The sequence below is a fragment of the Massilia sp. UYP34 genome (assembly GCF_056279385.1).
Window position 1 is genome coordinate 1 of record NZ_JBWBRF010000041.1, and the last position, 7302, is coordinate 7302.

Below are 7302 nucleotides of genomic sequence, written 5' to 3' on the forward strand. Positions count from 1 at the left end.
CCAACATGGCGCTCGGCGGTATCACGCCAAAACAGAAATTGGCACTCGCCGCTTAACCTCTACTTTTAGCGTGCTCTAAAAATGGGGGGATTACCAAAGGAGCTTAACCTACCTTCGTACATGGAACGAATCGTTGAGAGAAGTGTTTATGCTCTTCGCAAGACTATCAAACATGCAGACGTAGTTCCACCAGTCTATATGCTAATTGACAAGGACAGAAATGTGACTGTTGTGCCAAACTTAGGCGAGATTCCGACCTCACACCATGTTTCGATTATCAAGCCATTAGTTCAAAATCTTGATATTGAATATGTTATTCTCACTGCTGAAGGCTCCATGCTTGTTGATGGTGTAAAGCGAAGTGAGCAGGATTGGAAAGATTTGTACAAGAAATACGGCTCATTGAACAATCACCCTGAAAAGAAGGACTCAGTGAACGTTATCCTTTACTCAGCAGAGAAGACGATTCAAGGTTGTGCATTAGTCAAGTCGCTTTCATCCAAGAAAAACACGAGGACATTTGGAGAGCTACAGTACAGTGAACAACCTTTAAAAGACGACCAAGGCGTCCTTACTGGATTCTTTAACTAAGCTGCACTACTACCGTTGAGTAACACCACAATTGCCCCATGAGGGGCTTTTGCTTTTCTACCATGCGTTCCTTTGATCACAAGAGAAGCCCCGAAGGGCTCTCCCTTATACCGTGCTACCCTGGCCTACTTCACCAACTTGGTCTTTTACGAATGCAAGCTTCGATGAGTACTTCACTTTTTCAGGCTTTGGCTTCGCAACTGTTGCAACCCACTCTTTCTCTTTCGCCTTCTGTAGTTCAGCCTTGATGTTCTTGATGACTTCTTGAGGCTTCGCTTCTACCTCGTCAGCTACAACAGCTTTCACAGGCTCTACAGGCGCCGCAACGACTGCTGGACATAGCTTCTTCTCTGCTGGCTTGCTATCGCTTCCAGAGGACGTTTCTGAGGCTACTGCAACCTCTTCCACAGGGAACAACATAGCTGGATCTTCTTTTAAGAACTTGGCAAACATAGTGCGGCATTCTGCCTTACTTGGCAATTTGTAGTATCCACCGTGCTTACGATCCTTCCAGTTGTCCTTCCAGTTTGGAATGAAGTCAAATATTGAAGCGAGCTTCCTTGAAAATTCACCCTGCTCCACTCTGTTTGTGGAAGTATTTTCTAAGAAAAAACTGTATAGATCCGCACGAGTTAGGCGCACTTCCTCTTCCCACCCACCTGTTAGCAATGGCTGATAGTCAATCTCACTGCTTAATAAATTGTACAAGAACTTCTCAACCGGCTTTAAGCTTAAAGTCTTCAAATCTGTTTTCGCTTTGGTATCGATTGCCTTCTTCGGATTGAATCCTTCAAGGTCTATCTCGTATAGGAAATAGTGAAGTAATGCATGCTTACCTTCCCCATGAAGCCATTCGTAGAATTTCTCAAAGTATCCTGGTGTTGACTCAAGCTTTGTGGTGCAGTCAAACACATTGAAGCGGCGATCACCTGGCCCTACTGGCACCATCCAATCTTCGTTACTAGTAAAGATATAGAAAGCATAGTTCTTGATTGTTGTACCAGTTAGATTTTTGATCTTGATTGCACGAGTATCAGCAGTGATAGCATTCTTTAATTTACCTTCAGAACTCTTGTTACCACCCCACACAGCTTCTTCCATGAAGAAATACTTTGTGTGAAGAGTCTCACTGTTGAAGCCAAAAAGGTCTTCAGTATCGTCTACAACCTTGCAGTGATTCGGACACATGGCAGCGATACACATTGATATAGTTGTCTTACCTGCGCCTTGAGGCCCACGAAGAGCGACACTAGTACCTGACTGAACATGAGGGAAACGAATCTGGTGAGCAATAAGCTTTACCAAGTGCTCCTTCTGTTCTGATGTGCCGTCAATCAACATATCAATATGATTTAAGAACACGGACACGTCGCCCTTAATAGGCTCAACGAATCCAGTCCAAAAATTGAATATCTTGTCGCCTAAGTCCTTGCCTGATGGATCAAACACACACTTCTCATAGCGTGTTCTTAATGCTGGATCTTCCAACCACTGATCAGAAAAATAGCGCTTCTCTGGATATTTGCGACCTTCAACCATGAAATGCTCTTCTACATGAAATTGTTTGAAGTCATATATAGATGAGTATTCATATTTTAAGCCCTCTTCCCCTGTGTACATTTTCAAAATCGCAGGCTTACCGCTTAAGTTCAAGAAGTAGTATTCTTTGAACTGCTCTTTGTACTGTAGGAACTTTGCCAAATCTTCTTTGCTTGCGAACTCGCAACCGAATTGATTAAGATCGTCAAAATCTATATTTGACTTTTTAGAATTTTCTGTTACCATAATTTTATCCTTAATTGTTGTTCATTCCTTTCGGTGGTTATGAACTAGTTTTAATAAAGGCGATTGCTACAACAATCGCTTTTTTCTTTTGTGCTTCAATGTAGAAATTTCACTTGATTCTGCTGCTTGTACTCTTCCACCTTTCCCCATAAAAAAAGCCTTACGTCGTCAGACCAGTTTTTGCCAGCCACCTTCTTTATTTCATCTAGTTCAAATTGAAGTTGAGCTTCAATTCTACAGTTGAAGTTTTTATTTCTTGAATTGTCTTTTTTATTTCTCATATATTACCTATTGTCGTTGTATTTGATATTGTAATGACATATTAATATTTGTCAACTTGTAATAACAATATTTAATAACATAGCTAATTCAGTAGTTATGAAAATAAAGAAATATGGTGTGTACTTATTGATCCCCCCGAACATTGAAAATTTGGGGGGATCACTCAAAGCTAGTAGGCATGCGGGTTTGGACGTGGTTTTTAATGATCCCCCCATCGAATTAAATTTAAGCCAGAAAAAACAACTATATATTTCGATTAATTTAATGTGTTCTTTTTACAACAATTATAATTGCCTAAAATTTACATAGGGGGAACGGGGGGTACGGGGGGATTTTCGTTTGAAGCATAGTATTCATGCGGGTTTAGGTGCTCCCCCCTATATATTCTTTCTTTAAAGATAAGGGGAACGGGGGGGGACAATAAAAACAAAATCAAAATCACCTTGAGGGCTTTGCCCTCACATTGTCCTTTCAGGACTCATTGCCTTCGGCATGTTTTTAAATAAGGAGTCTAGATGGTTTTGGTCCTTCAGGACATCCGGCCTTCGGCTAAGTTGTTACTGTTGACTTTGCTTTCGTTTTAACTAGATTAATATGAACAGGAGAGATGATCTATGGAAAAGATAAAAGCATATATATACAACACGTTGTTCAAAGCCGAATTATCGGAAGATAGAAAGCTTAACCAAATTCTTATAGAGAATTTTCACTGTTTTGAAATCGGCCAGAATTATGCTCGCATCACCGACGACAAGTATGGGGTTGAAGAACTTGCAAGAGAAGCTAACGAAATGTCGGAGGCGGCTAAGCGATATCCTAACTGATTGAACCCGTTGACTTTGATTTTGTTTCTATTATATTAAGAAGAAACAGGAGAATAAGTATGGAGAAATTAAAGCAGTGGTTTGGAAAACGAAGTAGCTCAATTACAGGGACAGCAAAGAAGTTGACTGGATATGAAGATACAAAGAAGTTCTCGACAGAGACAAAGGAGATTGCGAGCACATTGCTTAGTCCAAAGAAGACAATAGCCAATGCACGCAAAGAGAGCTTCAAAGACGCCATGATCAGATTAGGGGTGAACGAAGATGACTTGAAGATGAACTATCGCAACTTCGCCTGGTTATGTTGGATCTCACTTGGGTTCGCTGTCTTCTTGATTTCCTTATCTATCTACTGTGTTGTACAGGGCAGCTTACTACAAGGACTAGCAGGGCTATCAATCGCTTCCTTCTGTCTTGCCAGTGCTTTCAAGTACTCCTTCAGAGCATTCCAAATAAGACACCAGAACTTATGCAGCGTGAAGACCTGGTATGAGAGTAAACCTGAGTGGCTACCAAATCCGTTTTGTTAATTGAGCCCCGAAAGGGGTTTTCTTATTTCTACATCGTTGACTTTGCCGAGCATTTTCATATATTAGTACGACAACAACTATTTCTAATATATGAAAAATGAAAAAAGCATAGACAAAATAAAGAGTGCAATAGCTAAACTTGAATCCGAAGACCGCTCTATTACATATAGTGCAGTGGGCGAAATTTGCGGCATGAGCAAGCAAAGAGTTCATCAAGTCATGAAGATGAACGAAATGAACACTGGCCGCACGCATGATTCCAAACACATCTATATAGAGAAGCTAAAAGACGTAGATACGGAATCTCTCACTATCAATCAAATTGCTGATCTACTTGAATACACCAAGGCAATCAGCACACTTCGCCATGTCCTTCATCTTCTTGATATCAAATGCAAGCGTTCTCATGGAAGAACAAGCACTAGAGAATTCTTGAGGACTTTACCGACAGAGAATCACACGATTGAAGAGCTTCGCCAGATTTCTTGCTACAGCAAGTCCGTTCAATCGTTCAGAAGCTTCTTGAGCTACAACAAGATTAAATACAAAAAACTACGACCATCCTGATATCCAATTAGTTGACTTCGGGAATATTTCCACTATAAGTACTATATAACACACAGATTAAACGGACAAGCAAGGAGACACCATGAACGATTATTTAGAATCAATTTCAAGTATCTACAACATTCAAAGCAGTGACATGAGTTCTACACTCTCTGCTTTGCTTATCCTTGCCTTCTTAGTCTATGTTGTGATTGACACAGTAAAGAAAAAATAAAAAGGAGACTTATGAAACAACTTACTGACTATGAATTAAATGAGCATTACAAAGTAATACGAGATCTTGGCTTTGAGGTGAGAGTAAAGACCTATGCTAAAAATACAGGCACTTTAACTTTAGTGGACAGCAACACAAAGAAGGGTATCTACAGTGTTGAAGTGAAGACGAACGGACGAGGCACGAGCGCAATCATGGCAATCTTGCCGACCACCCGCGAGCTTACCCATTTAGATCTTGGCTTGAGCGCTTTGGCACGATTCGCACAGGACTACGACGCGACCATCTTACGCAGCCTTTCACTACCTGGTAGAGGCAAGTTTGAGAAGACATTTGCATCTGGCTACAACGAGGTAGTGAGGCAGCACGCACACGAAGCACACGAGAAGGTCAAAGAACATTTAGACGGCAATCCAGAAGCGCCCTTCTCTACTCTGTTCGCAGTCTTCTCATATGAGCTTGTAACCCAAATCAGCGCAAAGGAATAACCATGATCAAAAAATCCCCATCCGTGCTTGGACAGTATGACGGCTACAAGCTTGTCGGATTACCTGAACAGAATGACCCGCAGTGTGTTCAAGCAGGCTTGCTACTTGGCACTCAAGTATTGGGCTTCGTCGGCATCCACAGCGACGGCAAGATAGACATTCACCTGGCTGAGAAGAGCAAGAACCACCTCTTCCCAATGGAGCCCAAAGACCTTGTTGAAGCCATAGTGAAAGACCAGCAAGCTCCTAAGGTTGAGCAAGGCCAGAAGACACCACACCATAGACGAATACGATGAGGTGCTATGTTATCTGACTCTCTACTTGCCCTTGGCTTCGCCCTAACCGCCTACACCGCAGCAAAGCTCTACAGCGACCTTCACGAGCTTCCACGGCTCAAAGTCCAACCTGACCCTATCCCACGCTCTATGCACTGGTTAAACGTGCGTAGCGCCGTCCCTGAGAGCGACTGGATCAAGATCAAGAAAGTCATGATGGGCAACACCTTCATTAAAACACCGAAGTGTCAGTGTTGCGGCGCCGCCGGCCCTCTTGAGTGTCATGAAGTCTGGTCTTTCACCTGGCCGCGTACACAGTCCCTTACGGGCTTGAAGCTACTGTGCCACCTTTGCCACATGATCCACCACATAGGGTTCGCTATGCATAAAGGCGAAGGCGAGGAAGTGATCAGGCACTTCATGAAGGTCAACGGGATTGACCGCAAAACAGCAGACCGCTACATCAAACAATCGTTCAGTAAGGCACGACAACTGGACCGATTCTCACCCATCACTATGTCCAAGCAACACCGCCTGGATCTCACCTACCTCAATGACAAACGTTTCAAGTTGCCGAGAACATTCACAACTGACGAACGCAAATCCTGCAATCCCAAATCTAAAGCTTGACCTCAACTGATCCAGAAATTCTGGATCTTTTCATTTCCTACTTTCGATATCGTTATCTTCAATCCATCCGTTGACTTCGTTCAAATTTTTACTATATTAATAATATATACATAAACAAGGAACGAGCATGGTTACACAAACATTGACAGCACAAGAACAATACAGACTAAGACTTATAGATTTGCATACTTTCGCAAAGCTTCAGTGGCAAGAGCGGGTTTTAAGCTGGAACAGTAAGTAAGACCATGTTGGAAATAATAACAATAAAGGAGGCTCAACATGTTCAAACATATTGACAAATTAACGGCACGAGGAAAGTATGAATCTGCTTTCAGACATTGCCTGGACTATCACAGATTTATAGGCTATGAATTCTCAAGAAGACTTGAGAAGTTTGACTTGCTTAAAGGGGTAAGCATTCTTGAGGCAATAGGCACAAGGGAGAAGATCAACGACGACACCCGCGCTATGATCACTCACTTATCCATCTGTGCAAAAGACGGCCACGTGAGCGAAGGGCTTCTTCACTTCACTGTAGACAAAGTTTTGTGTGAGCTTGCTGGAGGTGCCAGATGAAAAAGCGACAACACCTAGTCCTGGACGACGACTCAAACATCATTTGGAGCGGCTGGACTGCGCCGACTAAGGCCATCATGAAGCTGCTGACTACCATGCTGCCTGAAGCGAACTTCTCTACATACGTTGTTGACCATGTGGTCTTCGTAGACTTTAAGCCGAGTCCCTGCCCTACCTAAAACATGAGCTAGATAGCAAAAATGCCCCAAACGGGGCATTTCTCTTGTCCTACCTGGCAGAGCCTTACTTCTTGATTCGCAGATCTTCCAGCTTCTTACCACCGGCGATACCGTCAGCAATCCACTTTGGTTGACGACCTATTGGTCTAGGTGCTAATAGCAGCTATCTTCGCCTCATCAGTAATATCATAGGAAACTGCTAGAGCGAAATCACGAGCACCGTTCGTCCCTTTAATCAGCCTTCCACGTGTTCTGTAAGATCGTAAGGTAATCCCCCCATTTTTAGAGCACGCTAAAAGTAGAGGTTAAGCGGCGAGTGCCAATTTCTGTTTTGGCGTGATACCGCCGAGCGCCATGTTGG

Annotated in this window: 10 protein-coding genes; 8 read left to right on the top strand and 2 right to left on the bottom strand. The window is 42.8% G+C overall.

Going from position 1 to position 7302, the window contains the following annotated elements; translation table 11 throughout:
* The first annotated feature begins 120 nt into the window (after positions 1-120).
* The gene (locus ACZ9AQ_RS23930; protein WP_429207279.1) at positions 121-591 is read left to right on the top strand and encodes a hypothetical protein; all 471 of its coding nucleotides are present in this window, start codon (positions 121-123) and stop codon (positions 589-591) included.
* A gap of 105 nt (positions 592-696) precedes the next feature.
* On the opposite strand, the gene ACZ9AQ_RS23935 is transcribed toward ACZ9AQ_RS23930, so the two are convergent.
* Complete coding sequence (locus tag ACZ9AQ_RS23935) at positions 697-2376, bottom strand: primase-helicase family protein (RefSeq protein ID WP_429207278.1); 1680 nt, start codon at positions 2374-2376, stop codon at positions 697-699.
* Positions 2377-3272: 896 nt separating this feature from the next.
* On the opposite strand from ACZ9AQ_RS23935, the gene ACZ9AQ_RS23940 reads away from it, so the two are divergent.
* The 7 genes from ACZ9AQ_RS23940 (at position 3273) to ACZ9AQ_RS23970 (ending at position 6762) form a co-directional block, all read left to right on the top strand.
* The gene (locus ACZ9AQ_RS23940; RefSeq protein WP_429207276.1) at positions 3273-3482 is read left to right on the top strand and encodes a hypothetical protein; all 210 of its coding nucleotides are present in this window, start codon (positions 3273-3275) and stop codon (positions 3480-3482) included.
* Between the two features lie 59 nt (positions 3483-3541).
* Positions 3542-4012, top strand: a complete 471-nt coding sequence (locus ACZ9AQ_RS23945; RefSeq protein ID WP_476108457.1) for a hypothetical protein — start codon at positions 3542-3544, stop codon at positions 4010-4012.
* 90 nt (positions 4013-4102) lie between these two features.
* Complete coding sequence (locus ACZ9AQ_RS23950) at positions 4103-4579, top strand: hypothetical protein (RefSeq protein WP_429207274.1); 477 nt, start codon at positions 4103-4105, stop codon at positions 4577-4579.
* A gap of 225 nt (positions 4580-4804) precedes the next feature.
* A complete protein-coding gene (locus tag ACZ9AQ_RS23955; protein ID WP_429207272.1) occupies positions 4805-5281 on the top strand; it encodes a hypothetical protein in 477 nt (158 codons plus the stop codon).
* Positions 5282-5283: 2 nt separating this feature from the next.
* On the top strand, positions 5284-5577 hold the full coding sequence (locus ACZ9AQ_RS23960; protein ID WP_429207270.1) for a hypothetical protein: 294 nt from the start codon (positions 5284-5286) through the stop codon (positions 5575-5577).
* Positions 5578-5583: 6 nt separating this feature from the next.
* The gene (locus ACZ9AQ_RS23965) at positions 5584-6186 is read left to right on the top strand and encodes a hypothetical protein (RefSeq protein WP_429207268.1); all 603 of its coding nucleotides are present in this window, start codon (positions 5584-5586) and stop codon (positions 6184-6186) included.
* A 279-nt stretch (positions 6187-6465) separates the two neighbouring features.
* Positions 6466-6762: a hypothetical protein gene (locus tag ACZ9AQ_RS23970; protein ID WP_429207266.1), complete on the top strand. Its 297-nt coding sequence runs from the start codon at positions 6466-6468 to the stop codon at positions 6760-6762.
* A 243-nt stretch (positions 6763-7005) separates the two neighbouring features.
* Here ACZ9AQ_RS23970 and ACZ9AQ_RS23975 read toward each other — a convergent pair whose 3' ends face one another.
* The gene (locus tag ACZ9AQ_RS23975) at positions 7006-7104 is read right to left on the bottom strand and encodes an H-NS family nucleoid-associated regulatory protein (protein WP_476108460.1); all 99 of its coding nucleotides are present in this window, start codon (positions 7102-7104) and stop codon (positions 7006-7008) included.
* Positions 7105-7302 lie beyond the last annotated feature (198 nt).

What these genes read in the sequence shown, in the direction of transcription:
- ACZ9AQ_RS23930 (WP_429207279.1), top strand. Translation starts at nt 121, where the DNA reads ATGGAACGAATCGTTGAGAGAAGTGTTTATGCTCTTCGCAAGACTATC.
- ACZ9AQ_RS23935 (WP_429207278.1), bottom strand. Translation starts at nt 2,376, where the DNA reads ATGGTAACAGAAAATTCTAAAAAGTCAAATATAGATTTTGACGATCTT.
- ACZ9AQ_RS23940 (WP_429207276.1), top strand. Translation starts at nt 3,273, where the DNA reads ATGGAAAAGATAAAAGCATATATATACAACACGTTGTTCAAAGCCGAA.
- ACZ9AQ_RS23945 (WP_476108457.1), top strand. Translation starts at nt 3,542, where the DNA reads ATGGAGAAATTAAAGCAGTGGTTTGGAAAACGAAGTAGCTCAATTACA.
- ACZ9AQ_RS23950 (WP_429207274.1), top strand. Translation starts at nt 4,103, where the DNA reads ATGAAAAATGAAAAAAGCATAGACAAAATAAAGAGTGCAATAGCTAAA.
- ACZ9AQ_RS23955 (WP_429207272.1), top strand. Translation starts at nt 4,805, where the DNA reads ATGAAACAACTTACTGACTATGAATTAAATGAGCATTACAAAGTAATA.
- ACZ9AQ_RS23960 (WP_429207270.1), top strand. Translation starts at nt 5,284, where the DNA reads ATGATCAAAAAATCCCCATCCGTGCTTGGACAGTATGACGGCTACAAG.
- ACZ9AQ_RS23965 (WP_429207268.1), top strand. Translation starts at nt 5,584, where the DNA reads ATGTTATCTGACTCTCTACTTGCCCTTGGCTTCGCCCTAACCGCCTAC.
- ACZ9AQ_RS23970 (WP_429207266.1), top strand. Translation starts at nt 6,466, where the DNA reads ATGTTCAAACATATTGACAAATTAACGGCACGAGGAAAGTATGAATCT.